This is a genomic window from Xanthomonas sp. NCPPB 2250 (assembly GCF_056725265.1).
In genome coordinates this window covers 3,195,070-3,221,703 of the sequence record NZ_CM161520.1, presented here as the reverse complement: position 1 = coordinate 3,221,703, position 26,634 = coordinate 3,195,070, and the positions used below count along the sequence as shown (strand labels likewise).

The following is a 26,634-nucleotide window of genomic DNA, read 5'->3' as shown; positions in this document are numbered from 1 at the left end:
CGAAATGAAGGGCCACCGTGCGGCGCCCGCCGCCGGTGGATCACACGCTGCGGCCTGGGCCGCAGCATCCATTCTCCACGCTAGACGATCAATCTTGCAGATGCCTTTCGTCAACCAACTCGAGCCGCAGGCCTTGCAGCGGCAGTTCCTGCAGCACCCGCCGTCCGGTTTCCTGATCCAGCCGCTGGAGCACGGGGTGCCGGCCTTCGAGGCCGATTTCGACCTGCTCACCACCGCCGAGCCGGCGCTGCGCGCGCGGGTGGCGCGGCTGCCGCTGCAGCGGCTGTGGCAGCGCCTGCTGCGGCCGCGCACCAGCTTCGTCGGCAGCACCGTCAGCGAATACGCCTGGCTGCCGCGCGCCGCCGACCCGGCGCAGTTGCCGCGGCAGTGGCGTACGCAACTGGGCCGGCGCCGCGCGCTGATGATCGTCAAGGACGTGCCGCAGCGTTCGCCGTTGCTCGACGACGCCGACAACGCCTGGGCGCAGGAGTTCCTGGACGCCTGCGAGCGCAACGGCTACGTGCTGCTGCGCGGGCAGGCGCTGGCCTGGGTGCCGATCGACTTCGCCTCCACCGACGAATACCTGGCGCGGCTCTCGCGCGGGCGTCGGCGCAACATCCGCCGCAAGCTGCGCTCGCGTGCCGATCTGGAGATCGAAGTGCTGCCGACCGGCCCGGCCTTCGCCGACCCGGCGCTGCGCGCGCACTGCTATGCGCTGTACCAGGAGGTGTACGCGCAGAGCGAGATCCATTTCGACCTGCTGACCGAGCCGTTCTTCGACGCGCTGCTGACCGACGCCGACTCGGGCGGGCAGGTGTTCGTGTACCGGCACCAGGGCCGCATCATCGGCTGGAACCTGAGCTACGTGCACGAAGGCCGGCTGCTCGACAAGTACATCGGCCTGCATTACCCGGATGCGCGCGACCACAACCTGTACGCGCTGAGCTGGATCGAGAATCTCGACTACGCCTGCCGCCAAGGCCTGAACGCCTATGTCGCCGGCTGGACCGATCCGGAGGTGAAGGCCCAGCTCGGCGCCAGCTTCACCTACACCTGGCATGCGGTGTACCTGCGCAATCCGCTGCTGCGCGCCGTGCTGCGGCGGCTGCGGCCGCTGTTCGAATCCGACGACGTCGGGCCGGCGGCCGATGCCGCCGAGGAGGACTGAGATGCGTACCCCGGTCCTGCTCGATCTCGACGCTTCGCTGGGCGCAGTGCCCGACGCCATGCGCCTGCCGTTGCGCGACTGGTGCGACGGCCTGCGCTTCGCCTGCTCGATGGCGCGGCTGCGCCGCTTCGGCGCGGCGCTGGAGCAGGCGCTGCCGGCGCGGTACGGCACCGTGCTGCTGGGCAGCGGCGATTTCCATCACCTGAGCCTGCCGTTGATCGTGCGCCTGGCGCAGCGTGCGCAGGCGCCGTTGCGGGTGGTGGTGTTCGACAACCATCCAGACAACATGCGCTTCCCGTTCGGCGTGCACTGCGGTTCCTGGGTACGACGCATCGCCGCGCTGCCGCAGGTGGCGCAGGTCGAGGTGGCCGGCATCACCTCCGGCGACGTCGGTCCTGGCCATGCCTGGGAAAACCATCTGTTGCCGCTGTACCGCGGCAAGTTGCGCTACTGGTGCAGCGGCGTGGATGTGGGGTGGGCGCGGCGGCTGGGACTGGGCCAGGCGGTGCGCGGCTTCGACAGCGTGAGCGAGCTGAGCGACGCCTTCGTCGAGCACCTGCGGCGCACGCCGATGCCGACCTACCTGTCGCTGGACAAGGACGTGCTGGATCCGCAGGACGTGCGCACCAACTGGGATCAGGGCCAGTTGCGGGTGCCGCAGTTGCTGCAGGCGATCGAGGCGCTGCGCGGGCAGGTGTGCGGCAGCGACATCACCGGCGAGGTCTCGCTGGCCCATTACCCGCAGTGGTGGAAGCGCAAACTGGCGGCGCTGGATGCGCAACCCGAACCCTCGCCGGCGGACCTGTCGGCCTGGCAGGCGCAGCAGCACGCATTGAACCTGCGGCTGCTGGCGGCGCTGGACGCGGCCAGCGTCGGCTAGCGCGGCCCCTGTCTGTCTGTAGGAGCGGCTTCAGCCGCGAGAGGCGTTATCGGTAATGCCCTCGCGGCTGAAGCCGCTCCTACAGGAGTCTTCCCGTCGTTACGCGAGGTGCATTTTCACCGCGACGCTGACGAAGCCGCACGTCGCGCAATCAGGCGCTCGGCGCAGCGGCGTGCACCAGGTCGACATCCAGCGGTGCCGGCCCGACCGCGCCGGCGCAGGCCGCCTGCAGCGTGGCGACGATGGTCTCGAAGCGCGCCTCGTCCAGCCAGGGGCTGTTGCTGATGCTCAGGCAGCGCGCGGCGAAGTCGCTGGCGTTGGGCATCGGCGTGCGCTCGACGATGCCGTCCAGGTAGTCGTAGTCGGGCAGGGCATGCACGAACGGCACGGCCACCCCGAGTCCGCGCGGCCACAACGCGTCCAGCACCGATTCGCGTGCGGCCGCATCGGGCAGCAGCACCATCAGGATCGGCCAGCTGCCCTGGGCGCCGGCGGTATCGGCGATCACGCTCAGGCCGGGGATGCTGGCCAGGCGTGCGCTGCGGCGCCGGCCCTGTTCGCGGATCTGCGCAAGAAATGCCGGCCAGCGGGCGCTGGCGCGCACGCCGACGCCTTCGCGCCAGGCGCCGACCGCGTGCTGGGCGATGGCCGTGCCGAAGCGGTCGCCGGCCGCGCCGACGCGGTCGCCGCGACGCAGTGCGCGGCGCACCGGTGCGCCGTACGCCCAGCGCAGCGGCTGCGGCCGGTACAGCGCGGCGTAGCCGAGCAGTTCCAGGCTGCGCCGTAGTTCCCAGCGCCAGTCGCGCTGGCCCAGGCGCGCGGCGGTGTCGGCCAGGCTGCGCTGCAGCGGCGCATGCCGCGACATCAGCAGCCCGCCTTCGTACAGCGTGAGGCCCTTGCCGGCGGCCAGGCTGCAGAAGCCGATGTCGCCGCCCAGGCCGGCCGGGCGGCCGTCGGGGTGCACGCCGCCCAGCGCCTGCGCCGCGTCCTCGATCAGCAGCGCGCCGCAGCCTTCGGCGGCGCGGCGCAGCGGCGCCAGGTCGATCAGGCGCCCGCCCAGATGGGTGGCGATGATGGCCAGGGTGTCGCTGCCGCAGCGTTGCGCCAACTGCACCGGGTCCAGTTCCAGCGAGCCGGGCAGCAGATCGCACAGCACCAGTTGCAGGCCGCAGTGCGCCACCGCCAGCGCCACCAGCGGACAGGTGTAGGCCGACACCAGCACCTGCCGGCGCCGGTTGGCCGCAGTCAGGGTGCGCAGGGCCACGATCAGCGCGGCGGTGCCCGAGCAGGTCAGCAGCGCCTGCGGCAGGCCGAGCGCGCTGGCCAGGCGTTCGCGCGGCCGACCTGGCCACAGGTCGCCCCACTGCAGCGGCAGGCCGGCGGTCGGTGGGATTTCAGTGCGCATCGGCGGGATCCGCGCGCTCGCCGATCGCCAGGCAGACGATGCCGCCGACGATCAGCGCCGCGCCCAGCGCCTGCAACAGGCCGATGTGTTCGTTGAACCACCAGGCCGACAGCAGCATCACGCTGACCACTTCCAGGTGCGAGGCGGCGAACGCCGGGCCGATCGGCGCGTGCTCGAGCAATTTCATCCAGGTGAAGAAGGCGCCGATGTAGCCGAGCAGCGCCGCGTACAGCCATGGGCTGCCCAGCAGGCGCAGCACCCAGGCCAGTTCGGCCTGCGGCGGGAACGCGTGCGTGCCGGCCAGCTTGAAGCCGATCTGCGCCAGGGTGTCGAAGCTCAGCAGCAGGGCGAAGCCCACCGCATAGCGATGCAGCGGCGGCCGGCTCATGAGCCCAACCCCACCACCGCCACGCCGGCGCTGACCAGGCAGATGCCGGCCACCTGCATGCGCCCGAGGCGTTCGCCGAACAGCCAGCGCCCGGCCAGCATGATCGCCACGATGTTGATCGAACCCAGCAGCACGCCGCGGCCCAGCGGCACCAGCGACAGGAACGCGGTCCAGGCGAGGAATTCGAGCACGTAGCAGGCCACGCCGAACCACAGCTGCGGCTGCCGCGCCATGCGCTGCCAGCGCGCCATGCCGGTGCCCTGCGGGTGGCTGGCCACGTACTTGAAGGCCAACTGGCCGGCGGTGTCGAGGACCACCGTCGTCAGCCAGATCGCCACCACCGAGCCGCTCATCGCCATCAGGCGGCCGCCTGCTGCGGGGTGGTCAGGGCCGCGAAGAACTGCGCCAGGCGCGCGCCGAGCACGCGCCGTTCGCGGTCCAGGGTGATCATGTGATAGCTGTCGTGCAGCAGCAGCAGCTCCGTCGGCCCGGACACGTTGGCGATCACCAGCCGCGCATTGCGCAGGTCGGCGATGTCGTCCTCGGTCGCGTGCGCGACCAGGCATGGCGCGACGACCTTGGGCAGGTCGCGACGCACCTCGCGCGCGAGCAGGTACATCTCGGCCAGGGCGTGCCAGGGGTTGCCGGGCAGGCCGGCGGCGCTGCTGTCGCCGCCGAGCATGGCGCTGCTGACCTGGGCGCGGATGCGCTCGTCGCGCAGGCCGTACGGCGGCTCTTCCAGGAACATGCGGCGCTTGCCGATGCCCAGGCGCTTGAACCACGGCAGCAGGAACGCCAGCCGCGCGCGCTTGGGGATGTTCCAGCCGTCGTAACGGAAGGTGGCGCCGAGCACGCCGACCCCGTCCACCCACTGCGGACGCTCCTGCGCCAGGCGCAGCGCCAGCACCGCGCCCATCGACAGCCCGGCCACGAACAGCCGGTCGACCTGTGGGCGCATGCGCGCGGCCGCCGCCTCGACGCTGGCGTACCAGTCGCGCCAGCTGGTGGCGAGTAGGTCGTCCTCGTCGCCGCAGTGGCCGGCCAGCTGCACGCCGTGAACGCTGAAGCCTTCGCGGTTCAGGCTCTTGCCGAGCAGGCGCATTTCGCTGGGCGTGCCGGTCAGGCCATGGATCAGCAGCACGCCATTGCGGCCGCCTTCGAAGTGGAACTCGGCAGATTGGATCATGTGAATGGGCGCGGCTGCGCAGTCTCGGCAATCCGTGCAGGGTCGCCGCTGCGCGTTTCAGCAGCCTTTCGCCGCCGCGGCGGCGTGCAAGCTCAATGCTTGGCCGCGGCCGGGTTGCGGAAGCGCACCAGCACGCGCTGGCCCAGGCGCAGGGTCGAGGGCTGGGTGAAGGCCAGCACGCAGGCCACGCTGCGGTCGTTGCCGGCGGGCGTGGCGTCGTCGTGCAACTGGGTCGGGCCGTAGGCCGGCGCCAGCCAACGCACCACCGCCTGGCCGAGCACGGTCTGCCGGCCGTCGTCGCTGATGACCTCGGCGGCCATGCCTGGGGTGACGCTGCCGGCATAGCTTTCGTTCAATTCGGCGCGGACCAGGCGCGGCGCGTCCGGCAGCAGGGTCAGCAGCGGCGTGTTGGCCTCGCTGCGCGCGCCCACGGCGGCCGACAGCTGCAGGACGCGGCCGGCCACCGGCGCCTGCAGCCGATACTGTGCGCGCTGCAGTTCGGCCGCGCGGACCTGCGCGTCGGCCAGGGCGGCGTCGCTGCGCGCGGTGTCCAGCGCGTCGGCAAGGCTCTGCACCGCGTCGCTGGCGTCGTCGGCGGTCTGCCCGTCGCCGGCGCCCAGGCGCGCGGCCTCGGCCAGCCGCCGTTGCTTCTGCTGGGCGCTTTGCAGGCGCTGCTGCAGTTGCTTCAGGTGGGTGGCCGCGGCCTGCGCGCGGGTACGAGCGATGTCCAGGTCGACCGCGGCGGCGCGATCGTCGCCGGCGACCAGCACGGCGCCTTTCCGCACCGCGTCGCCCTCGTGCACCGGCACCTCGCGCAGGGTCGCGGCGACCGGCAGGCCGAGCTTGAGCACGCCGCCTTCCACATCGATGCGGCCGCGCGCCACCGCCAGGTAGGCCGGGGTGGCGGCCGGCGCCGGGGCCGGCGTGCGGTCCGAGGGCGCGCATGCGGCCAGCAGCAGGCTCAGCAGGGGCGCGGCGGCGAACGCTTTCATGGTGCGGGATTCCGTGAGGGCAGGGGCGAGGGCGGCGCGTTGACGCGGCGGTCGTCGAGGATGCGGCCGTCCTCCATCGACAGCACGCGGTCGGCATGGCGGATCAGGCGCGGGTCGTGGCTCACGCACAGCACCATGGTGTTGTGGCGGCGCGCGATGCGATGCAGCAGGTCGATCACGATTTGGCCGTTGCCGGCATCCAGCGCGCTGGTGGGTTCGTCGGCGAACAGCAGCGCCGGGTGCTTGGCCAGCGCGCGGGCGATCGCCACGCGCTGCTTCTCGCCGCCGGACAGTTCGGCCGGGCGCAGGTGCTGGCGGTGGGCGATGCCGACCTCGGCCAGCGCCTCCTCGGCACGGCTGCGCACTTCCGCGGGGGCCAGGCCCATGTACTGCAGCGGCAGCCGCACCTGGTCCAGCGCGCACAGCGCCGGGAACAGGTTGAAGCCCTGGAAGATGAAGCCGGTGTGGCGCAGGCGGAACTGCTCCAGCGCGGTGGCGCCGAGCGCGCCCAGTTCCTCGCCCAGCGCCAGTACCTGGCCGGCGTCGGCGCGCTGCAGGCCGCTGAGGATCGACAGCAGGGTGCTCTTGCCGCAGCCCGACGGGCCGGAGATCAGGGTCAGCTCGCCCGGCCACACCTGCAGTTCCACGTCGCGCAGCACCGGCGTGCGCAGGCTGCCGGAGACGAAGCTCTTGCACAGCCCGCTGCCGCTGAGGGTGGCGGCGGCCGGGTGCAGCGCGGCGGGGGCGACGATGCGGCTCATCGCAGCAGCAACGCCGGATCGGCGCGGCGCAGCCCGCGCAGCGCGGCCAGGGCCGAGACCACGGTCAACAGCATCACCGCACACACGCACAGGCCCCAGCCGCTGGCGTTGAACGCCACCGGCACGTCGTGCGCGCGGGCCAGCGCGACCAGTGCCGCGCCCAGCGCACTGGCGCCGATCAGGCCCAGCGCACCGACCCAGGCGGCCTGTTCCAGCACCACCCAGCGCAGGTTGCGCATGCTCACGCCCAGCGCGTTGAGCGTGGCGTACTCGCGCGCGGCGCCGAGCACGGTGCCGAGCAGGGTCTGGCTGGTGATGGCCACGCCGACCAGCAGCACGATGCCGCCGAGGAACAGCACGCCGGAGCCGGCGCCGGTGTCGAACATCCAGAACAGGATGCTGCGCCGGGCGAAATCGTCGGCGCTCCAGGCTTCCACGCGCGGTCGCGTGACCGCGCTGTCGATCGCCTGCGCCACCGCCTGCGGGTCGGTGCCGGGACGCAGCCTGGCCACCATGTAGGTCGGCCAGTCCGGGTGCGCGGTGTCGCTGTTGAGCGCGCGCGCGGTGTCCAGCGAGGCCAGCACGTTGACCCCGCCGAGCGCGCGCAGGCCGCGGCCGACCCCGATCACCCGCACGCGATGACCATTGATGCGCGCGCTGCTGCCGACGCCGACGCCGAGCTTGTCCAGTTCCGCGCGGTCCACCACCACGGTGTCCGGTTCGCGCAGGGCCGCGCGCAGGGCCGGGCTGAGCAGGCGGGAGAACATCAGCCCGCCGTCGCGGGTATCGATGCCGGAGATGTAGACCGACACCGCGCCGGTGTCGCCGGGGCCGCGCCAGTCGCCGTCGAACCAGATGAACGGCTCGACCTGCGCCACCCGCGGGTCCAGGTACAGCGGCGCGGCCGCGTCCGGATCGATGGCGCGGCCCTGGTCCACGCTCTGCGTGCCGGGATAGCCCAGCCACAGGTCGGCGTCGGAGCCGGACACATAGACGCTGGCACTGCCGAAGATGCCCAGCACCAGCGCGGTCTGCAGCAGCAGCAACAGGCTGGCGAAGCCCACCGACACCACCACCGGCAGGAAGCGGCGCCACTCGTAGCGCAGGGTCTGGCGGGCCAGCGCGACCATCAGGGCTGCGCGCCTTCGTGGTCGCCGACGGTGCCTGTGCCGGGGATCGGCGCAGTGGCGCTGCCCAAGGCGGTGTGCAGGGCGACGTAGGCCAGGTCGCGCTGGCGCTGCGCTTCCAGCAGTTCCAGCGCGGCCTGGTCGCGCGCGGCCTGCTGCGTGGCCACGTCCAGGTCGCTGCCCAGGCCCAGCCGCCGGCGCTGCTGCGCGACCTCGCTGGCCTGCTGCTGTGCCTGCAGCACCTGCTGCTGGGTCTCGACGTTGCGCCGCTGCTGCTCCAGTGCGGTCAGCGCGTCCTCGACCTCGTTGACTGCCTCCAGCACGGTCTGCCGGTAGGCCAGGGTGGCCGCTTCCAGCAGGTCGCCGCGCGCCTTGGCCTTGGCGTGGCGGATGCCCCAGTCGAACAGCGGAATGTCGATCACCGGGCCGAACGAGGCGATGCCGTGGGTGGCGGTGCGGCGATGGCTCAGCAGGGTGGTCGACCAGCGGATCGAACCGCCCAGGCCGATGCTGCCGTACTGATCGGCGCGGGCCAGATCCAGCGCGCCGGCCGCGCTCAGTACCTCGGCTTCGCGCGTGGCGATATCCGGACGCCGGCGCAGCAGGTCGGCCGGGACGCTGTCGACGGCGGCGATCTGCAACGCCGTCGGCGCGGCGCTGGCCGCGGCCGTGCTCCATGCCGGGTCGGGCGTGTCGCGGCCCAGCAGCACCGCCAGGCGCCGCGCGGCTGCGGCGGCGGCATCGCGCGGCTCGCTCATGGCGGTTTGCGCCTGCAGCGCGGCGGCCTGCGCCTGCGCCGCGGAAGCCGGCGTGGCCAGATGCAGGTCGACCAGCGTCGCCTGCAGGGCCGCCTGGCGCTGGCGGGCGGCGACGACATCCTGCTGCAGCCGCTCGGCCTGCTGCGCGTGGCGCAGGTCGATCCAGTTGCGGGTCACCTCGGCGATGGTCGCCGCGCGGACCTGCGCCAGGTCGGCCTGTGCATTGTCCAGATCGCCGCGGGCCATGCGCCGGGTCGCCTCGCCGCGGCCGAACAGCGGCAACTCCCATTCCGAGTCGAGCCCGACCACCAGGAACGAGGCGCTGGCATCGGGGTCGATCGGGTCGAGGGTGCGCGCACGCAGCTGCGGGCGCTGCGATGCGCCGGCCACGGTATCCAGGCGCCGCGCCGCGCGCAGCTTGGCCAGCGCCTGGCCGACGTTGAGGTCGTCGCGCAGCGCCTGCGCGACCAGCGCGTCGAGCTGCGGGTCGTGGAAGTCCTGCCACCAGGCCGTGCCGGGTGGGCGCGGGACCGCGGCCTGCGGCGTCGGGCTGCTCCACCGCGCGGGCAGCGACTGCTGCGGCAGGTCCGGCAACGGCGTGCTGGCGCAACCGGCCAGGGCGAGTGCGGCGGCCAGCGTCAGCACGCTGGCCGGGCGGATCCGGATCCGGCTCATGCCTGCGGCTCCGCGCCGGCCGGCAGGTCCAGCTCCGCACGCAGGCCACCCAGCGCCGAGCGCCGGTAGCGCAGCGTGGCGTGGTGGCGGGCGGCGATGTTGGCGACGATCGCAAGGCCCAGGCCGGTGCCGCCTTCGGGCGCGTCCGGGGCGCGGAAGAAGCGCTCGCCCAGGCGCGGCAGCAGGGCCTCGTCGATGCCGCTGCCGGCGTCGTCCACGGCCAGGCGCACGGACAGCGGATCGCGCCGCAGACTGACCGTGACCACACGGCCGGCGGCATGGCGGAACGCGTTGTCCAGCAGGTTGTCGAGCAGCTCGCGCAGCGCATAGGCGTCGGCGGCGACCCAGGCCGCAGCCGCGTCGTCGTCGCCGCCGTCGTAGCCCAGGTCCACGCCGGCGTGCAGGGCGTCGGGGATGCGCTCGGCCAGCGCCTGCGGCAGCCATTGCGCCAGGTCCAGCGGCAGCAGCGGGCGGATGCTCTCGCGCGGCGCCTGGGTGCGGGTCAGCGCCAGCAACTGGGTGGAGGTGCGGGTGGCGCGGTCGGTCAGCTGGCGGATGTGCTGCAGCGCCTGCGCGGTGTCTTCCGGGCGCTGGCTGGCCTGGGCGCGCTGCACGTGCATGCTCAGCCCGGCCAGCGGCGTGCGCAGTTGGTGCGCGGCATCGGCGAGGAAGCGCTCCTGCAGCGCCATCATGTGCTTGAGGCGGCCGAGCAGGCCGTCGATGGCCTGGGTCAGCGGCACGATCTCCACCGGGATGTCGGGACCGGACACCGGGCTGAGGTCGCGCTGGCTGTCGTCGAGCCGCCGCACCGCCGGCTCCAGCATGCGCAGGCCGACCCGCACGCCGTGCCAGACCAGCACCAGCAGCGAGCAGGTGAGCAGCAGTTCGGTCGGCAGCATCAGCACCAGGATCTCGCGGGCGCGGCGGTGACGGTCGTCCAGGGTCTCGGCCACCGACACGGTGAGCCAGTCGCCCGGCTCCAGCGCCGAGGGCAGCAACAGGCTGGCCACACGCACCGGCACGCCATTGTCCATGCGGTCGTCGTACAGCATCACCCGGCCGACTTCTGCCGGATCCGGATGCGCCGGAATCGGCTGGGTGCTGCCGCTGATCACCCCGTGGCGGCGGCTGTCCAGTTTGAAGAACACCCGGCCGTCGCTGCTGTACTCCAGCAGTTGCCGCGCCTGCAGGGTCAGCGGCATGCGCTCGCCGGGGTCGTTGACCGCATTCGCCAGGCCCTGCGTGTCCTCCTTCAGGTCCATGTCGTGGACGTGATTGGTGTACTTGAGCATCAGCAGGTAGAACAGCGCCGAGATCGCCAGCATCAGCAGCGCGGTCGGAATCAGCAGGAACGCCAGCAGTCGCTGGCGCAGGCTGGGGTGGCGGTATGCCGGCGACTGCGCGGCCGCGGTCGCGCTCACTGCGGCAGCTGTGCGTGGTCGGCGGCCGGCGAGGCGGCGCGCGACTCCTCCAGCAGATAGCCCAGGCCGCGGATGGTGCGGATGCCGACGCCGGCGCCGTGCAGCTTGCGCCGCAGGCGATGCATGGAGATGTCCAGGCCGTTGTCGGTGATTTCGTGCTGCCAGTCGCACAGCGCTTCGGTCAGCTGGCTGCGGCTGACCACGCGCCCGCTGCGCAGCAGGAGGGTCTCCAGCAGCGCGAACTCGCGCGCGGTCAGGTCCAGCGGCTGGTCCTGCAGCCACACCCGGCGCCCGGCCAGGTTGATGCGCAGTTGCCCCAGCACCAGTTCCGGCACGCCGCCGCTGCTGCTGCGACGCAGGAGCGCGCGGGTGCGGGCGAGGAACTCGGACAGTTCGAAGGGCTTGATCAGGTAGTCGTCGGCGCCCTGGTCGAGCGCGTGGATGCGGTCTTCCACGGCATCGCGCGCCGTCACCACCAGCACCGGGATCTCGTCGCGGCGCGCGCGCAGGCGCTGCAGTACCTGTAACCCGTCGCGGCGCGGCAGGCCCAGGTCCAGTACCAGCAGTTGATAGCTTTCGCTACCGAGCGCGCGCTCGGCGGCGGCACCGTCGCTGACATGGTCCACTACGTGGCCGCACTCGGCGAGCGAGTCGCGTAATGCAACGGCAATGGACGTATCGTCTTCGGCGACCAGGATGCGCATGATGCGAAATGCTTGCAACGGGGATGTGGGAAAACCGTCGTAATCGGCGGCGGCGAAGTCGCTACGTTCACATACGTGGATGTAGCTTCGATGGAGTCTGTATCCAGATTCTGCGATGCGGTGATGACCATTGTCATCCATGACATCGCTGCGCGCTCGCCGGTCCCGACCCCGCCGGGTAGGAAAAATCCTATAGCCGGCCGCGGCATCCGCCGATCCTCACGCCTGCGGGTCCGCGGCATCATGAACGGGTCGGCAACGTCACCGCTCCCGCGCCAGGGAGACGGCTCGCACGGAATCGAACGGATCTCGATTCGCCGGCCACGTTTCGCTCCCGCAGGCGCCGACGGATCGGTGCAGCGCCACTGCGATCGGAATCGAAGGGAAGAAAACGCACGAGGCCCCGGCATGCCGGGGCCTCGTGCGTTCAACGTGCCGCTATCGAGCGGGAATCATGTCGGCATCATGCACAGGCAGGGTCGGTCTGCACCATGCCGTCAGCGCCACGCCTGCACGCAACCCTTCAGTCTGCAATCGGCCGCCTTTGCGAATCCCCAATCCCGACTCCCGAATCCCGGCCCCTCAGAGCGCCCAATCCAGCCGCAACCCGGCCACCAGGGCATTGGGCAGGTCGCGGGTCCGCGCCGGTTCGTTGAACTGGTCCGGATGCACGATGTAGTGCAGGTTCGGGGCGATGCGCAGTTGCGGGGTGACCTGGATGCCGTAGCTCAGCTCCATCATGGTCTGGGAGCGGTGCGGGGTGCCGCTGCCGCCGGCCGCGGCGCGGGCCAGGCGCAGGTCTTCCAGGGCGTCGTCGCTGTAGTGCTGCTGGGTGACGACGAAGGCGATGTTGTCCTGCGGGCGGCTGGCGAAGGTGCCGCGCTGGACCAGGCCCAGCTCCAGGAAGTGGTCTTCGATCAACTGCCCGGAGGTGCCCTTGAGCACCGAGCCGAACAGGACCAGGCCACGGTTGCTGTCCGGGTCGGGGCGGGTGACCTGCTGTTCGAAGCGGAAGAACGCGCCGGAGCGGCCGTTGCGGGTGGCATAGTCCAGCCCGCTCAGCCGCGCCGGGTTGCCGTTGCGGTCGTTGAGCGGGTCGCGGTAGTCGGAGTTGTCCTGCCAGCCGCCCAACTCGTACATCGCCGGCAGGCGCGCGCCACTGGTCTGGGTGCTGTAGCCGATCGCGTAGGGCACGATCACCCCGGTGCGGTCGTTGGTGCTCCAGTTGAGGCCGTGCTGGCCGCGTTCGGCCTGGATCGGGTTGACCTCGTAGGCGCCGACGTGGACGTAGACGTTCGGGGTCACCCAGGCCTTGGCATGCGCGGCCCAGCTGGACACCGGCCAGTAGGTGAAGTTGCTGGTGCGGAACACGAAGGTCGGGTTGCCGCAGGCCGAGTTGCCCTGGAAGTAGCCGCACAGTTCCGAGCCCAGGAAATGGATGTTGGCCACGCTGCGGCCGGCCTCCAGTTCCAGGCGGTCGTTGAACAGCTTCTGGTCGATGGTGAAATTGGCCAGGCGGGTGCCCTGGCCGCCGTAGATTTCCTGCACCGAGGTGCTGTTGCCGATGTTGCCGTTGGCCAGGTTGGTGCCGTGGCGGTTGATGCCGTAGACCTTCAGCGTTGCGCCGTTCCAGCCCATCAGCCGTTGCAGGTCCACGTCGGTGCCGAACATCAGCTGCCCGGCGTAGGCGCTGCCCTCGTGCTTGCCGCCGTCCAGCGACACGGCGCCTTCGCCGGTGTAGGCGAGCTTGAGCTTGAATGCGTCGCTGGCGTCCTGGGCGTGGGCCAGCGGTGCGGCGAGCGCCAGCGCCAGGGTGGCCAGCGGCAGGGACGAGACGAGGGGACGGGACATGGCGGAACTCCTCAGCAGGGAAAGGCCGGCGCGCCGCCAGCGGCGACGGGGGGAGGGGCATCGCATGGCGACGCGCCGGCGCATGGACAGGGCTAGGCGACGACCGGCTTCTTCAGCACCCGCAGCGCCACCGCGGTGACCACGGTGCCGGCGAGCAGCGCCACCAGGTACATGCCCAGGTGGCTGACCGCGTTGGGGATCGGCAGCACGAACACGCCGCCGTGCGGCACCTTCAGCTCGGCGCCGGCGGCCATCGAGATGGCGCCGGCCAGCGCCGAGCCGAGCATCAGCGCGGGGATGGTGCGCAGCGGGTCGCGCGCGGCGTAGGGGATCGCGCCTTCGGTGACGAAGGCCAGGCCGAGCACGCCGGTGGCGGCGCTGCTGCCGCGCTCGTCCTGGGTGAAGCGGCTGCGGAACACCCAGGTGGCCAGGGCGATGCCCAGCGGCGGGGTCATGCCGGCGACCATCGCCGCGGCCATCGGCGTGTACACCTGGCTGGCGATCAGGCCGGTGGAGAAGGCATAGGCGGCCTTGTTGACCGGCCCGCCCATGTCGAAGGCCATCATCGCGCCCAGCAGCAGGCCCAGCAGCACCGCGCTGCTGCCCTGCATGCCGCGCAGCCATTCGGTGAGCCAGGCCAGCAGTTCGGCCACCGGCTGACCGACCACGTAGAGCATGGCCAGGCCGACCAGCAGGGTGCCCAGCACCGGCAGGATCAGCACCGGCTTCAGGCCCTCGAGCGTGCGTGGCAGTTTAATCGCCCGGTTCAGCGCGGCCACGCCGTAGCCGGCGATGAAGCCGGCCAGGATGCCGCCGATGAAGCCGGCGCCGAGGTTGGCCGCGACCATGCCGCCGATCATGCCCGGGGCGATGCCGGGGCGGTCGGCGATGGAGTAGGCGATGTAGCCGGCCAGGGCGGGCACCATCAGGGTGAAGCCGGCCTTGGCGCCGATCTGGAACAGCGACCAGGCCAGGGTGCCCTTGTGCGCGTCGTCGAAGGCGTAGATGCCGCCGAGCGCGAACGCGAGCGCGATCAGCAGGCCGCCGGCGGTGACGAAGGGCAGCATGAACGACACGCCGGTCATCAGGTGCTTGTACGGGCCGGCGGAGCGGCCGCCCTGGGCCTTGGCCGGGGCGTTGCCGCCGGTGCTGGTCGCGAGCACGCTGGCCTCGGCCAGGGCCTTGCGGATCAGTGCCGGGCCGTCGTTGATCGCCGGCTTGGTGCCGCTCTTGAACAGGCGCTTGCCGCCGAAGCGGCCCAGGTCGACCTCGCGGTCGGCGGCGATCAGCACCAGGTCGGCGGCGGCGATCTCCTCGGCGCTGAGCGCGTCCTGCGCGCCCACCGAGCCCTGGGTTTCGACCCGGATCTGATGGCCCAGCGCCTTGGCCGCCTGCTGCAGGCCCTCGGCGGCCATGAAGGTGTGGGCGATGCCGGTGGGGCAGGAGGTGATGGCGACGATGCGTTTGCCGGCGCCCTCGGTGCCGCCGGCAGCGGCCGCGCCGGCGGTGTCGGTGGCCGCGGTCAGCAGCGGCGCCAGCACCGCGCCGGCATCGGCCAGCACCGCGTCCAGGCTGCTGCGCTGCACGCTGCGCCCGGCGAAGCGGGCGGCATCGGCGTCGCCGTCGCCGACCAGCAGCAGCGGCGCGGCGGCAGGGGCGGCGGCCAGGTCCAGCGGCGCGATCACGCCCTGCGGCGTGCGCACCTCGGCCTGCAGCGCCGCGCCCCGCAGCGTGGCGGCATGGCGCAGCGCTTCGGCGGCGAGGACGGCTTCGGTACTGCGATCGCCGGCGGCGATCACCACGAGGATCGGATTCATGCGGGCTCCCGATGAGCGCAAGAGGGCGCGGCGCACGGCAGCGACGCGGCGGAAGTCATGCCAGGGTCTCCACGCGGACCGCGGCGGCCAGCGCCGGCAGGCGCTCGCGCGGCAGGCGGCGGGCGACGCCGCTGCCCAGCGTGGCCACGGCGAAGGCGGTGGCCTGGCGCGCGCAGGTGGCGAGGTCGGCGTCGGCGCGCAAGGCCGCGACCAGGCCGGCGACCATCGCGTCGCCGGCGCCGACACTGCTGCCGCCGGTCAGCTGCGGTGGCTGCGCCAGCAGCGCCTGCTCGCCGCGCACGAACAGCGCGCCTTCGCTGCCCAGCGACACCACGACCAGGCCGATGCCGCGCGCCAGCAGCGCGCGCGCGGCGCCGAGCAGCTCGGCCGTGCTCGCCAGCGGCGCGCCGGCCCATTCCTCCAGCTCGTGGCGGTTGGGCTTGATCGCGAACGGCAGTTGCGCGCGCGGCGCATCCAGGGCGGCGTGCAGCGGCGCACCGCTGGTGTCCAGCAGCACCCGCGCGCCGGCGGCGGCGGCCTGCGCCTGCAGCTGCCGCCAGGTGTCCTCGGCCAGGCCGGCCGGCAGGCTGCCGCTGAGCACCACCGGCAGGCCGGGACGCAGCAGCTCGGCCAGGCGCGCGCCGACGGTGTCGAGCTGCGCCTGGTCCAGGGCCAGGCCGGGCAGGTTGATATCGGTGGTCGCGCCGCTGTCGTCGGCGACCAGCTTGAGATTGCTGCGGGTGTCGCCGGGCACGCGCAGGCAGCGGTCGTCGATGCCGCGTTCGGCGAACAGCGCCTCGAACACCGGCGCATTGCCGGCGCCGAGCACGCCGAGCGCGGCGCAGCGCAGGCCGGCATCGGCCAGGCAGGCGGCGACATTGATGCCCTTGCCGCCGGCGATGGCGTGGGCGCTGCGCGCACGGTGCACCTGGCCCGGTTGCAGCCGGTCGATCGCCACGGTCAGGTCGATCGCCGGGTTCAGGGTGACGGTGACGGCATCGACGCTCATGCGCCGGCTCCGCCGTCGAGCGCCCGCACCTCGGCCGCGCTTTCGCAGTCCAGCGCGCGCTGCGCCAGCGCCTGCAACGCGTCCAGGCGGCTGCCGCGCAGGCGCGCCTTCACCGCGGGGATGTCGTTGGGGGTCATCGACAGCTCGTGCACGCCGAGGCCGGCAAGCAGGGCCGCGCCGAACGCATCGCCGGCCAGGCCGCCGCACACGCCGACCCAGCGCCCGTGGCGCGCCGCGCCCTCGACGGTGGTGCGGATCAGGCGCAGCACCGCCGGGTGCAGGCTGTCGGCCTCGGCCGCCAGGTCCGGGTTCTGCCGGTCGATGGCCAGGGTGTACTGGGTCAGGTCGTTGGTGCCGATCGAGAAGAAATCCGCGTGTTTCGCCAGCGCATCGGCCTGGATCGCCGCGGCCGGCACTTCGATCATGATGCCCAGCGGCACCTCCGGCGCCTGCAGTTCCGCGCGCAGGCGCTCGCACTCGGCGCGCAGCGTCAGCAGTTCCGCCGCCGAGGTGATCATCGGGAACATGATCGCCAGGCGCGCGCCGTCCTTGGCCGCGCGGTACAGCGCACGCAGTTGCGGTTGCAGCAGGTCGGCGCGGCGCAGCAGCAGGCGCGCGCCGCGCACGCCCAGGAACGGGTTGTCCTCGCGCGGCAGGTTCAGGTGCGCGACCTGCTTGTCGCCGCCGATGTCCAGCGCGCGCACGATCAGCGCGCGGCCGTCCAGCGCCTGCGCCATCGCGGTGTAGGTGGCGTACTGCTCGTCCTCGCTGGGCGTGCTGCCGCGCTCCAGGAACAGGAATTCGGTGCGCATCAGGCCCACGCTCTCGGCGCCCTGCGCCAGTGCGGCGGCGACCTGCTCGGGCAGGTTGACGTTGGCGCCGATCTCCAGGCGATGGCCGTCCTCGGTCTGCGCCGGCTGGTTGCGCTGTTCGGCTTCGCGCGCACGCAGTTGCTGCTGTTCGTCGATGTAGGCGCGGGCGGAGGCCAGGTCGGCCTCCGACGGCGCCAGGTACAGGCGGCCGCTGCTGCCATCGACGATGACGGTGGCGCCGTCCTCCAGGTCCAGCAGATCGGCGCCGCCGGCGACCAGCGCCGGCAGGCCGAGGGTGCGCGAGAGGATCGCGGTGTGCGAGGTCGGGCCGCCCACCGCGGTGGCCAGGCCGAGCACGCGGCTGGTGTCGAGGTTGGCGGTGTCCGACGGCGACAGGTCGTGGGCGAGCAGGATGCACGGCGCGGCCGGCAACTGCGTCAGGCTGCCGCCGGCCAGGCCTGGATCCAGCTGCGCCAGCACCCGGCGGCCGACGTCGCGCAGGTCGCTGGCACGTCCGGCCAGCACCGCGTTGCCCAGCGCCGAGAGCTTGTTGGCCAGGCGCTCCACCGACTGCTGCCAGGACCAGGCGACGCCATGGCCCTCGACCATCAGCTGGCAGGCCAGGGTGATCAGGTCGGTGTCGTTGAGCAGTTCGGCCTGGGCGCGGAAGATCGCCGCATCGCCGGCGCCGAGGCGGCGCCGGGTGTCCTCTTCGATGGCCTGCAGTTGCGTGCGGGTGCGCTGCAGCGCGTCGTGCAGCAGGGCGCCGCCGTCGCTCAGCGGCACGGGTGTGTCCGCCACCGCGACGTCGTGGCCGGCCAGCTTGTGCACCACGCCGATCGCCAGGCCGGGGCTGGCGCCGATGCCGACGATGGCCGGCTGCGCCTGCGGCGGAGTCCAGCCGGCGACCGGCGCGGCGCGACGTTGCGCGGCAGCGTCGGCGTCGGCCTGCTCCTGTGCGGTCAGGCCGTCGATCACGCTGCGCAGCCGTGCCAGCGCCGCGGCGGCGTCCTGGCCTTCGGCCGAAATGGTCACGGTGTCGCCGGCGTGCAGGCCCAGTTGCAGCAGCGACACCAGGTTCTTGGCATCGCCGACCTGGTCGCCGGCGCGCACCTGGATGCGGGCAGCGAAGCCGCGTGCGGTTTCCACCCAGCGCGTGGCCGGGCGCGCGTGCAGCCCGGTGGGGTAGCGCACGGTCCAGTCGAAGCGCTCGGCCAGGTCGCTGGCCGGGGCGGTGGACGCAGTGGCGGCCGCGTCCTCGCTCAGGGCGGCGACGATCGCCTGCGGGTCGTCGCTGGCGAACAGCGCCTCCAGCTTCGGCGGATCCTGGATCAGCCGGGTCAGGCGCCGCAGCACGGTGATGTGGGTGTCGGACTGGGCGGCGATGGCGACCACCAGGTGCGTGGTCTGGCCCGGGTTCCACTCCACGCCGTCGCGCAGCTGCAGCACCGCGATGCCGTCGCGGCGCACCAGGTGGCGGTCCTCGCCGGTGCAGTGCGGGATCGCCACGCCATGCCCCAGGAAGGTGTTGGCCAGCGCTTCGCGGCGCAGCATGCTGGCCTCGTAGGCCGGCGGCACGCAGCCGGCGGCGACCAGCAACTGCGCCGCCTGGGCGATCGCGTCGGCCTTGTCGCGGGCCTGGACATCGACCCGGACCAGGTCGCTGGAAACCAGGGGAGAGGCGGGCGTCTGGGACACGCGGAATCCTTGAGGGTGGGCGGCGAGTGGGCGCAGTGTGGGAACGTTCCCAGTCAATCGTCAATGTGCAGTGCACAATTCTTTCGGAAAAGCCTGGTGCTACTATCCGGTGGCGCCACACGACAGGGGGTCGACATGGAAAAGAAGCGGGAACGTTGCCAGTGAGCGTCAGCATCCACGACGTGGCGCGCGTCGCCGGCGTCTCGACCTCGACCGTGTCGCGGGCACTGGGCCACGGCCCGGTCAGCGAGGAGGTGCGGGCGCGGGTGGAAGCGGCGGTGCGCGAGACCGGCTACCGCCCGAACCTGATGGCGCGGCGGCTACGCTCGCAGCACTCCGGGGTGGTCGGCCTGATCGTCGCCGACATCCGCAATCCGTTCTTCACCGCGGCCATTCGCGCAGTCGAGGACGTGGCCTACCGCGCCGGCATGCGCGTGATCCTGTGCAATACCGACGAGGATCCGCAGCGCGAGGCGCTGTATCTGCAACTGATGCAGGAAGAGCGGGTCAGCGGGCTGATCTTCGCCCCCACCCGCACCACCCAGAGCCAACTGGGCAAGTTGACCTTCGACCATCCGGTGGTGCTGCTGGACCGTGCCGGCAAGAGCGGTACGCACGACAGCGTGGTGCTGGACAACGCCGCGGCGATGGCGGCGCTGGTCGATCATCTGGTCGGCCAAGGTGTGCGCCGCATCGGCGGTCTGTTCGGCAAGACCAGCAGTACCGCCGCCGAGCGCCGCGACGGCTATCTGGAGGCGATGCGCGGGCACGGGCTGACGCCGGACTACCGCGAGGTGGCGCCGAGTGCGGAGGCGGCGATCGCCGAGGTCCAGGCCTGGCTGGCGCAGACGCCGCGACCGGATGCGCTGGTGGCCAGCAACAGCCTGCTGCTGATGGGCGCGCTGAAGGCCGCGCGCGCGGCCGGCCTGCGCGTTCCGCAGGACCTGGCGCTGGCCGGCTTCGACAACGAGAGCTGGACCGATCTGGTCGAACCCGGCATCACCGTGATCGAACAGCCGGTGGAGGAGATGGGCCGCACCGCGATGTCGTTGCTGCTGGAGCGGATGAACGCGCCGACGCAGCCGACCCGCAAGGTGGTGCTCAGTGGCCGCTGCATCGTGCGCGGGTCGAGCCTACGCTGACCGCTGCGGGGGCGTGAGGGTGTAAGAGGGGTGCCGCTGCGGCGACGGTGCTCTGCCGCAGCGGGAGTGGTGGCCTGCTTATTCGCTGCCGTCCGGTCGCGGGTAGTCGTGCTCGGGATCGGCGTGGTCGCGCTTGGGGTCGCTGTCGGGTTGGTCGCGATCTTTCCACAGTGCGTCGTCGTTGTGGATCTTGTCCGGTGTGTGGCTGCGTTGCTGGGAATCGTGGGCGTTGTCGCGGTTGGCGGGCGGGGACATGGCGGACCTCGTGGATCAGGCGGGGGTATGCGCCGGATCGGGACTGCGGTCGCGCTGCTCGGATCCATCGAGACGTGCCCAGCAGGCGACGACCAGGGTTTCGGCATCGCTCCAGGCGATGCGCGGCCAGGGGTGCTCGGCGTCGTAGCGCTGACGCAGGCGCTGCAGCCGCACGTCGTTGGATTCGCGCGGCAACTGCAGGAACACGTCGCAGGCCATCTTGATCAGGCGCGCATGCTCGCTGAACGACTGCGACCCCAATTTGCCCGCCGCGTGCAGCGCTTTCCAATGCGCCAATTCGGCTTCGACATCCACGAGCAGGCTCGGAGCGTGACTCACGCGAGTTCTCCTTGAGTAAGAGGGAAGAGGGAGGCGGATGGTGCCCCCCTGGCAGCAACCGCTCCATCACCCTAGGCCGTGCCGCGTAAAGGTGAGGTGGTGCTCATGTGGTGTGCATGACAAGACGCGCGCTTGCGCGGCGACAAAGCGTGATCTCGGGCGGCGACTTTCACACACGGCGTTGTGAAGGCGGCCCGCGTGGCATGTGAAGACGCGGCACGCATGCGCAACCCCGGCGTTCCGCGGATCGACTTGGTCCGCGCCGCTCGAGCGGCTTACCATGGATGGTGCCCGCGTCCGCGGGCATCCCGTTTCCCCCTCACGCGCCGACGGCCGCCGCCGCCGGTGCCCGCAAAGGACTGGCATGCCCGTTGCTCCCGTGCTCGATTCCGCGCCGCCGCGCATCGCCGTGATCGGCCTCGGTTATGTGGGCCTGCCGCTGGCGGTGGCGTTCGGCGCCCGCCACGACACGCTCGGCTACGACATCGATGCGCAGCGCGTGGCGCAACTGCGCGACGGGCACGACCAGACCCTGGAACTGGAGGCCGAGGAACTGCGCGCCGGCGTACACCTGCGCTACAGCGACGACGCGGCGGCGCTGCGCGACCGCAACGTCTACATCGTGACCGTGCCGACCCCGATCGATGCGCACGAACAGCCCGACCTGCAGCCGCTGCGCCAGGCCAGCGAGCTGCTGGCCGGCGTGCTCAAGCGCGGCGACCTGGTGATCTACGAGTCCACCGTCTATCCGGGCACCACCGAAGAGGTGTGCGTGCCGCTGCTGGAGCAGGGCTCGGGATTGCGCTGCGACGTCGACTTCCATTGCGGCTACAGCCCGGAGCGGGTCAATCCCGGCGACCGCCAGCGGCGCCTGGCCGACATCCGCAAGATCACCTCCGGCTCGAACCCGGCCGCCGCCGACGCGGTGGACGCGCTGTATGCCGGCATCATCGCCGCCGGCACCTGGCGCGCGCCGTCGATCCGCGTGGCCGAGGCGGCCAAGGTGGTGGAGAACATCCAGCGCGACGTCAACATCGCCCTGGTCAACGAACTCGCCCTCATCTTCGACCGGCTCGGCATCGACACCCAGGACGTGCTGGACGCGGCCGGCACCAAGTGGAACTTTCTGCCGTTCCGGCCGGGCCTGGTCGGCGGCCACTGCATCGGTGTGGATCCGTACTACCTGCTGCACAAGTCCGAGAGCGTGGGCTACCACCCGGACCTGATCCACACCGCGCGCCAGGTCAACAACCGGGTCGGTGCGCACGTCGCCGCGCGGGTGCAGGCGCTGCTGGCCGGCAAGGGCGTGGCGATGGCCGATGCGTCCGTGCTGGTGCTCGGCGTCACCTTCAAGGAGAACTGCCCGGACCTGCGCAACAGCCGCGCGCTGGAGCTGGTGCAGGCGCTGGCCGCGGCCGGCGCCCGTGTCGACGCCTGCGATCCCTGGGCCGACCCGCAGGCGGCGCAGGCGCATGGCGTCGACCTGCTGCCCGAGCCGGTGCCCGGCCGCTACGACGCGGTGGTGCTGGCGGTGGCGCACGCGGCCTACCGCGACCTGGACGCGGCGCAGATCCGTGCCCTCGGCACGCCCGACCTGGTGGTCTACGACGTCAAGTCGGTGTGGCCGCGCGCGGCGGTGGACGACCGGCTGTAACGCAGTTCCCGGGCGCGCGCCGTCCGGCGTTGCCGGCGGGTTGGCATGCGCTGGCTGTACCTGCGCCAAGCGGCCCCGGCGGCGGTTGCAACGCCATGACCGCGACACCCTCTACACTCGCCGGCTTCCGACGCCTGCGAGGACCGCGATGCACCGCTACCTAGCCTATATCGCCAGCTGTGTGCTGCTGGCGCTGTCCATCGCCCTGTGCGCGATCTGGCCGCTGTGGGGCTGGGGCGTGGCGGCCTTCGCGGTGCTGGCGGTGCTGGGCACCGTGGATCTGCTGCAGACCCGCAGCACCCTGCGCCGCAACTACCCGATCCTGGCGCATTTCCGCTACGGCCTGGAATCGGTCGGCCCGGAGATGCGCCAGTACTTCCTGCAGAGCGACATCGAGGAGGCGCCGTTCTCGCGGCAGCAGCGCGCCCTGGTCTACCAGCGCGCCAAGAACGTCATGGACGTGGTGCCGTTCGGCACCCAGCGCAGCACCTACGCGCCGGACTACGAATGGATCAACCATTCGCTGGCCACCAGCGAGATCGCCGACCACGACTTCCGCGTCACCATCGGCGCCGACTGCGCGCAGCCGTATGCGGCCAGCGTGTTCAACATCTCGGCGATGAGCTTCGGCGCACTGTCGGCCAACGCCATCCGCGCGCTCAACGCCGGCGCGCGCCAGGGCGGCTTCTACCACGACACCGGCGAGGGCTCGATCTCGCCCTACCACCGCGAGTGCGGCGGCGACCTGGTGTGGGAGATCGGTTCGGGTTACTTCGGCTGCCGCGACGAGCAGGGGCGCTTCGACCCGCAGCGCTTCGTCGCCAACGCGACGCTGGAGCAGGTCAAGATGATCGAGGTCAAGCTCTCGCAAGGCGCCAAGCCGGGCCACGGCGGCGTGCTGCCGGCGGCCAAGGTCAGTGCCGAGATCGCCGCCACCCGCGGCGTCGCCATGGGCCAGGACTGCGTCTCGCCGTCGCGGCATTCGGCGTTCACCACGCCGCTGGAGCTGCTGCAGTTCGTGGCCCAGCTGCGCGAACTGTCCGGCGGCAAGCCCACCGGTTTCAAGCTGGCGATCGGCCACCCCTGGGAGTGGTTCGCCATCGCCAAGGCGATGCAGGAAAGCGAGCTGTACCCGGATTTCATCGTCGTCGACGGCGCCGAGGGCGGCACCGGCGCGGCGCCGGCGGAGTTCATCGACCACGTCGGCGTGCCGATGCACGAGGCCCTGCTGCTGGTGCACAACACCCTGGTCGGGCTGGACATCCGCGAGCGCATCAAGCTCGGCGCCGCCGGCAAGATCACCAGCGCCTTCGACATCGCGCGCACCCTGGCGTTGGGCGCGGACTGGTGCAACGCCGGGCGCGGCTTCATGTTCGCGCTGGGCTGCATCCAGTCGCTGAGCTGTCACAGCGACCGCTGCCCGACCGGCATCGCCACCCAGGACCGGCGCCGCTGGCAGCATCTGGATCCCACCGACAAGGCCACCCGGGTCGCGCACTACCACGCCAATACGCTCAAGGCGTTGCGCGAACTGCTCAGCGCCGCCGGGCTGACGCATCCGTCGCAACTGGGGCCGGAGCACATCCTGCGCCGCATCTCGCAGGTGGAGATCCGCTCGCTGGCCTCGCTGTACCGCTACCTGGAGCCGGGCGAACTGCTGCGCACGGTGCCCGACCATGCGGTCTTCCACGATTACTGGGGCGACGCGCGCAGCGATTCGTTCCAGCCGCCGGAACGCATCCGCCGCCTGCGCGACAGCAAGTCGCAATGAGCGCGGTGCCGCCGCCGATACGGTTGCGGCCCGGGGTGCCCGAGGACATCCCGACGCTGTGGGCGTTGCGCACCCGTTGCGTACGCGAGGTGTGCAGCAGCCATTACCCGCCGAAGGTGATCGCGCGCTGGTCCTCAGCGCCGCCGCCGGCATCGTATTGCGGTCTGGTGGCTGCGGGCGGCGCGATCGTCGCCGAGGACCGTGACGGTCGCGTGCTCGGCTTCGGCGTCGTCGACGTGGCCGGCGCAGAAATCGACGGACTGTTCGTGGACCCGGCGCTGCGTGGCAGCGGCCTCGGCCGGCGCCTGCTGCAGGCGCTGGAGCAGCGCCTGGCGCCGTGTCCGCGCATCCATCTCGCCGCGGCGCTGAATGCGGTGGCGTTCTACCGTGCTCAGGGTTATGCCGTGCTGCGCGAGGGAAGCTACCCGCATCCCAGCGGGATCGTCCTCGATTGCGTGTTCATGGAGAAGCGCGCCGCGCCGGCGGCGCCATGAGGTAGGCATCCCACAACGGTGCGTTGTGACGGCAGCGGGGCGGGGCATTCGCTTTTTTTGCATTGCCGCATCGGTCGCGCAGGCTCGCCATCGCTGCCGCCGCCCGTTATCGTGCCGGTTCCTTCCCAGCGTGCCGCGCATGAATCAGCCCTCGGTCCCCGACGTCGTTCCCGCGCCGCTGCCCGTCGACGAAGCCGAGCGCCTGCGCGCGCTGGCCGAGCTGGGGATGCTGGACACCGCACCGGAACCGGCGTTCGACGACCTGATCTGGCTGACCAGCCAGTTGTGCGAGGCGCCGATCGCGCTGATTTCGCTGATCGACGAGCGCCGGCAATGGCTCAAGGCCAGTTGCGGCCTGCCTGCCGGCACCACCGATTACCCCCGCGAACTGGCGTTCTGCGCGCACGCCTTGCTGTCGCCGCAGTTGCTGGAGGTGCCGGACACCACATTGGACCCGCGCTTCGCTGGCAACCCGCTGGTGTGCGGTGCGCCGCATCTGCGTTTCTACGCCGGCATGCCGTTGCTCGGCGACCAGGGCCATAGCTACGGCACGCTGTGCGTGGTCGACATCCGTCCGCGGCAACTGGACGCGCGCCAGCGCGAGGGCCTGCAGCGGCTGGCCAGGCAGGTCACCGCGCATCTGGAGGCGCGCCGCGACGCGCGCATCGCCCACGACCAGGCCAAGACCTTGAGCCTGCTGCTGGAAACCATGCCCGACGGCGTGGTGTCGTGCCAGGCCGACGGCACGCTGGGCGAGTTCAACCAGGTGGCGCGCCAGTGGCACGGCGCCGATCCGCGTGCCTTGCCGCCCGAACAGTGGGCGGAGTACTTCGACCTGTTCGACGCCAGCGGCCAGCGGCTGCTGACCAGCGACGAGGTGCCGCTGGTCCGTGCCTGGCGCGGCGAATCGGTGCGCGATGCGGAAATGGTGATCGCCGCCAAGGGACAACCGCCGCGCAGCGTGCTGTGCAATGCGGAACGGCTGGAAGGCCGCAATGGGCGCAGCCTGGGCGCGGTGTGCGTGATGCGCGACGTCAGCGTCGAACGCGCGGCGTCGCATGCGGCGCTGCTGGCCGGGCAGCGTTTCTCCGGCGCCTTCTCGGCGGCCGCGCACGGCATGGCGCTGGTGTCGCTGGAAGGGCACTGGCTGGACGTCAACGATGCCTTGTGCACGATGCTCGGCTACAGCCGCGCGGAGCTGCTGGAACTGCGTTTCCAGGATTTGACCCATCCCGAGGACCTGGCCGAGGACATGGAGCAGGTGGCCGCGTTGATCGCCGGGCGCCGCAGCGACTACCGCAGCGAAAAGCGTTACCGCCATCGCGACGGCCATACCGTGCGTGCGCGTCTGGCGGTGTCGCTGGTGCGCGACGAACAGCGGCGCCCGCTGCATTTCGTCACCCACATCCAGGACATCACCGAGCAGCACCTGGCCGAACACCGCCTGCGCGACAACGAGGCGCAGCTGCGCACCATCGCCGACAACGCGCCGGCGCTGATCGCCTATCTCGACCGCGACCTGCGCTACCAGTTCGTCAATCGGCCGTATGCGGAGTGGTTCGCGCTGGCGCCGGAGCGCATCGTCGGCCGCCGCCTGCACGAGGTGCTGGATCCGCAGCAACTGGCGCTGCTGCAACCCCACCTGGCGGCGGCGCTGCAGGGCGTGCCGGCGCAGTTCGACGCCGAGCTGTGCGATGCCACCGATGCATTGCGGATCATGCACTTCAGCCTGATTCCGGACGTGGCGCTGGCGCCGCAACGGATCGGCCTGCATCTGATGATCAGCGACATCACCGGGCAGACCCGGTTGGCGCGGCTGCTGGAAGAACGCGCGCTGCGCGACGAACTGACCGGGCTGCCGAACCGCATGGCCTGGAACCAGACCCTGCGGCGGCGCATGAACGAGCGCCGCGGCCAGGGCCAGGTGGCGGTGATGTTCCTGGATCTGAACGACTTCAAGAGCGTCAACGACCGTTTCGGCCACCACGTCGGCGATGCGCTGCTGGTGCACTTCGCGCGACTGCTGCAGGGATGCCTGCGCGGGCAGGACAGCATCGCCCGGCTGGGCGGCGACGAGTTCGTGGTGCTGCTGGAAGGCCTGGCCGACGCCAGGCGCGAAGTGCTGGCGGCCGCGGCGCGGATCATGCAGGCGTGCGCGGAAGGCTGCGTGGTCAGCGGCCGGCATCTGCCCTTGCAGCCGAGCATCGGCATCGCCGTGCAGGCCGGGCCCGGTTTCGATCCGGTGCTGCTCACCCAGCGCGCCGACGAGGCCATGTACGTGGCCAAGCGCGATCCGCAGGCGCGGGTACAGATCGCGGTGCTCTGAG

At 71.7% G+C, this 26,634-nt stretch carries 23 protein-coding genes; 7 read left to right on the top strand and 16 right to left on the bottom strand.

Annotation, left to right across the window (positions count from 1 at the left end):
* Window positions 1–100: 100 nt before the first annotated feature.
* Entirely contained in the window at window positions 101–1,168 is a 1,068-nt protein-coding gene (locus tag AC1PMG_RS12735; RefSeq protein WP_481109121.1) for a GNAT family N-acetyltransferase, read from the top strand.
* A gap of 1 nt (window position 1,169) precedes the next feature.
* Complete coding sequence (locus tag AC1PMG_RS12730; RefSeq protein ID WP_481109120.1) at window positions 1,170–2,048, top strand: arginase family protein; 879 nt, start codon at window positions 1,170–1,172, stop codon at window positions 2,046–2,048.
* A 151-nt stretch (window positions 2,049–2,199) separates the two neighbouring features.
* Here the strand turns inward: AC1PMG_RS12730 and AC1PMG_RS12725 are convergent, their stop codons facing one another.
* From AC1PMG_RS12725 to ptsP, 14 genes are all read right to left on the bottom strand, one after another.
* Complete coding sequence (locus AC1PMG_RS12725; RefSeq protein WP_481109119.1) at window positions 2,200–3,453, bottom strand: DegT/DnrJ/EryC1/StrS family aminotransferase; 1,254 nt, start codon at window positions 3,451–3,453, stop codon at window positions 2,200–2,202.
* Window positions 3,443–3,841, bottom strand: a complete 399-nt coding sequence (locus tag AC1PMG_RS12720; protein WP_017914161.1) for a DMT family transporter — start codon at window positions 3,839–3,841, stop codon at window positions 3,443–3,445. The genes AC1PMG_RS12725 and AC1PMG_RS12720 overlap by 11 nt, the downstream gene beginning before the upstream one ends.
* Window positions 3,838–4,200, bottom strand: a complete 363-nt coding sequence (locus AC1PMG_RS12715) for an EamA family transporter (RefSeq protein WP_342073512.1) — start codon at window positions 4,198–4,200, stop codon at window positions 3,838–3,840. Before AC1PMG_RS12715 ends, AC1PMG_RS12720 begins: the two co-directional genes overlap by 4 nt.
* Complete coding sequence (locus AC1PMG_RS12710; protein ID WP_342073511.1) at window positions 4,200–5,027, bottom strand: alpha/beta hydrolase; 828 nt, start codon at window positions 5,025–5,027, stop codon at window positions 4,200–4,202. The genes AC1PMG_RS12715 and AC1PMG_RS12710 overlap by 1 nt, the downstream gene beginning before the upstream one ends.
* A gap of 92 nt (window positions 5,028–5,119) precedes the next feature.
* A complete protein-coding gene (locus AC1PMG_RS12705) occupies window positions 5,120–6,019 on the bottom strand; it encodes an HlyD family secretion protein (protein ID WP_481109118.1) in 900 nt (299 codons plus the stop codon).
* The gene (locus AC1PMG_RS12700) at window positions 6,016–6,780 is read right to left on the bottom strand and encodes an ABC transporter ATP-binding protein (protein WP_017912707.1); all 765 of its coding nucleotides are present in this window, start codon (window positions 6,778–6,780) and stop codon (window positions 6,016–6,018) included. Before AC1PMG_RS12700 ends, AC1PMG_RS12705 begins: the two co-directional genes overlap by 4 nt.
* Window positions 6,777–7,910, bottom strand: coding sequence for an ABC transporter permease (locus tag AC1PMG_RS12695; protein ID WP_295928022.1), 1,134 nt, complete (start codon window positions 7,908–7,910; stop codon window positions 6,777–6,779). Before AC1PMG_RS12695 ends, AC1PMG_RS12700 begins: the two co-directional genes overlap by 4 nt.
* On the bottom strand, window positions 7,910–9,340 hold the full coding sequence (locus AC1PMG_RS12690) for an efflux transporter outer membrane subunit (protein ID WP_481109117.1): 1,431 nt from the start codon (window positions 9,338–9,340) through the stop codon (window positions 7,910–7,912). The genes AC1PMG_RS12695 and AC1PMG_RS12690 overlap by 1 nt, the downstream gene beginning before the upstream one ends.
* Entirely contained in the window at window positions 9,337–10,761 is a 1,425-nt protein-coding gene (locus AC1PMG_RS12685) for a sensor histidine kinase (RefSeq protein ID WP_342073506.1), read from the bottom strand. The genes AC1PMG_RS12690 and AC1PMG_RS12685 overlap by 4 nt, the downstream gene beginning before the upstream one ends.
* Window positions 10,758–11,465 carry a response regulator gene (locus tag AC1PMG_RS12680; RefSeq protein ID WP_342073505.1) on the bottom strand — a complete coding sequence of 236 codons (708 nt, stop codon included), beginning with the start codon at window positions 11,463–11,465 and terminating at the stop codon, window positions 10,758–10,760. The genes AC1PMG_RS12685 and AC1PMG_RS12680 overlap by 4 nt, the downstream gene beginning before the upstream one ends.
* A 582-nt stretch (window positions 11,466–12,047) precedes the next feature.
* On the bottom strand, window positions 12,048–13,316 hold the full coding sequence (locus tag AC1PMG_RS12675; protein ID WP_481109116.1) for a carbohydrate porin: 1,269 nt from the start codon (window positions 13,314–13,316) through the stop codon (window positions 12,048–12,050).
* A gap of 92 nt (window positions 13,317–13,408) precedes the next feature.
* Window positions 13,409–15,133 (bottom strand): PTS fructose transporter subunit IIC, encoded by a 1,725-nt coding sequence (locus tag AC1PMG_RS12670; protein WP_481109115.1) that lies wholly within the window; start codon window positions 15,131–15,133, stop codon window positions 13,409–13,411.
* Between the two features lie 55 nt (window positions 15,134–15,188).
* Entirely contained in the window at window positions 15,189–16,142 is a 954-nt protein-coding gene (gene pfkB, locus AC1PMG_RS12665; protein ID WP_481109114.1) for a 1-phosphofructokinase, read from the bottom strand.
* A complete protein-coding gene (gene ptsP / locus AC1PMG_RS12660) occupies window positions 16,139–18,652 on the bottom strand; it encodes a phosphoenolpyruvate--protein phosphotransferase (RefSeq protein WP_481109113.1) in 2,514 nt (837 codons plus the stop codon). The genes pfkB and ptsP overlap by 4 nt, the downstream gene beginning before the upstream one ends.
* A 161-nt stretch (window positions 18,653–18,813) precedes the next feature.
* On the opposite strand from ptsP, the gene AC1PMG_RS12655 reads away from it, so the two are divergent.
* Window positions 18,814–19,794, top strand: a complete 981-nt coding sequence (locus tag AC1PMG_RS12655) for a LacI family DNA-binding transcriptional regulator (RefSeq protein ID WP_267094702.1) — start codon at window positions 18,814–18,816, stop codon at window positions 19,792–19,794.
* A 78-nt stretch (window positions 19,795–19,872) separates the two neighbouring features.
* On the opposite strand, the gene AC1PMG_RS12650 is transcribed toward AC1PMG_RS12655, so the two are convergent.
* The gene (locus AC1PMG_RS12650) at window positions 19,873–20,049 is read right to left on the bottom strand and encodes a hypothetical protein (protein ID WP_267094703.1); all 177 of its coding nucleotides are present in this window, start codon (window positions 20,047–20,049) and stop codon (window positions 19,873–19,875) included.
* 15 nt (window positions 20,050–20,064) lie between these two features.
* Window positions 20,065–20,388 (bottom strand): hypothetical protein, encoded by a 324-nt coding sequence (locus AC1PMG_RS12645; RefSeq protein WP_048488963.1) that lies wholly within the window; start codon window positions 20,386–20,388, stop codon window positions 20,065–20,067.
* 364 nt (window positions 20,389–20,752) lie between these two features.
* Here AC1PMG_RS12645 and AC1PMG_RS12640 point away from each other — a divergent pair, with 364 nt between their 5' ends.
* The 4 genes from AC1PMG_RS12640 to AC1PMG_RS12625 all read left to right on the top strand — a co-directional run bounded on the left by AC1PMG_RS12640 (window position 20,753) and on the right by AC1PMG_RS12625 (window position 26,633).
* Window positions 20,753–22,042, top strand: a complete 1,290-nt coding sequence (locus AC1PMG_RS12640; protein ID WP_039729525.1) for a nucleotide sugar dehydrogenase — start codon at window positions 20,753–20,755, stop codon at window positions 22,040–22,042.
* A gap of 148 nt (window positions 22,043–22,190) precedes the next feature.
* A complete protein-coding gene (locus tag AC1PMG_RS12635; protein WP_481109112.1) occupies window positions 22,191–23,813 on the top strand; it encodes an FMN-binding glutamate synthase family protein in 1,623 nt (540 codons plus the stop codon).
* Window positions 23,814–23,830: 17 nt separating this feature from the next.
* The gene (locus tag AC1PMG_RS12630; RefSeq protein ID WP_481111668.1) at window positions 23,831–24,307 is read left to right on the top strand and encodes a GNAT family N-acetyltransferase; all 477 of its coding nucleotides are present in this window, start codon (window positions 23,831–23,833) and stop codon (window positions 24,305–24,307) included.
* A gap of 139 nt (window positions 24,308–24,446) precedes the next feature.
* The gene (locus AC1PMG_RS12625; RefSeq protein WP_481109111.1) at window positions 24,447–26,633 is read left to right on the top strand and encodes a diguanylate cyclase domain-containing protein; all 2,187 of its coding nucleotides are present in this window, start codon (window positions 24,447–24,449) and stop codon (window positions 26,631–26,633) included.
* Window position 26,634: the final 1 nt, after the last annotated feature.